Origin of the sequence: Catelliglobosispora koreensis DSM 44566, assembly GCF_000379685.1 — a bacterium.
Lineage (GTDB): Bacteria > Actinomycetota > Actinomycetes > Mycobacteriales > Micromonosporaceae > Catelliglobosispora > Catelliglobosispora koreensis.
In genome coordinates this window covers 1-1,118 of sequence record NZ_KB903282.1, presented here as the reverse complement: position 1 = coordinate 1,118, position 1,118 = coordinate 1, and the positions used below count along the sequence as shown (strand labels likewise).

At 60.6% G+C, this 1,118-nt stretch carries 2 protein-coding genes and 1 pseudogene; all 3 read left to right on the top strand.

Features of this window, described 5'->3' with window-relative positions:
- Nucleotides 1–375: hypothetical protein (locus tag A3E1_RS48025; protein WP_211215987.1), on the top strand; the 375-nt coding region annotated here is incomplete at its 5' end.
- Between the two features lie 60 nt (nt 376–435).
- Nucleotides 436–780: a DUF1330 domain-containing protein gene (locus A3E1_RS0125625; protein WP_020523646.1), complete on the top strand. Its 345-nt coding sequence runs from the start codon at nt 436–438 to the stop codon at nt 778–780.
- 33 nt (nt 781–813) lie between these two features.
- Nucleotides 814–1,118, top strand: a pseudogene (locus A3E1_RS0125620) (dihydrofolate reductase family protein); the annotation flags it as partial.

The window sequence follows — 1,118 nt, the reverse complement described above, 5'->3', positions numbered from 1 at the left end:
ACCCCGCCGAACTGGACCGCTCCCACTCGACTGTCCCACGACGGCATCAGGACCGAAGCAATCACCCGAAACCACCTCGCCCAAGACGTCCGGGGCAATCAACGCCAGTATCGCCTTGAGCCGCTGAACCGGGGCGGCCTTGGCACCGCACTTGCTGGCGACCGCAAAAGCTGGGGATGCCAGGGGAAATCCAGGATATCTTCGACCGGCGCGGCAGTGGCAGCCCCACTGTCCACCTACGACAATGCGCTGGCCCGGGTCCGATGGGTGGCGGGTCAACTGGCCGATCGCGGTGATGGCGCCCCTGCCGATCACCGGCACTCGGGTTTACACATTACCTGTGAGGTAATGGACGGGGTCATGGCGGGGGCATAATTTGGGTAGCGAACAGTTCGGCAAAAACGGCGCGGGCCAAGCGCCGGATTGAGGAGAGTCATGTCCGCTTTCGCTATCGCGCATTTGCGTACGCCGCAGATCAACGTCGATGTGCTTGAGTACCTGGATAGAATCCAAGCCACTATTACCCCGTTTAGTGGCCGGTTCCGGGTGCACGGGCCAACGGTAGAAGTTGTTGAGGGTAATTGGCCCGGATCGATTGTTGTTATCGAGTTCCCGGACCGTGAAAGCGCCACAGGCTGGTATAAGTCGCAGGCGTACCAGGAGATCCTGCCGCTCAGGACCCGGCACATCGAAGGCGACGCGATCATTGTGGACGGGGTGCCAGCCGACTACGACCCTGGGCAAGCCGCTAGCCAGATGCGCCAGCTAAGAGCGGATTGAAGTTTGCTGCAGGCACATCCTGAGGAGAGCAGCATGAGTACCTACACCTTCGACATCTTCTCTACCCTTGATGGTTTTGGCTCTTACAGCACCGGTGGGGATTGGGGTGGCTACTGGGGCAAGCAAGGCCCGGAGTTTCTTGCCCGCCGTCTCGCCATCTACAGCGAGAAGCAGCGTCTCGTCCTCGGTGCTAACACCTTCCGCCAGTTCGTACAGGCACTCGGTCCCAGCACTGGTGAAACACCAGTCACCGATCCAGTGAACAGCCAGATGAGGGATATACCGGCAACGGTGGTGTCCACATCGCTGCGGGGACCCGTTGACTGGCCGGATGCAAC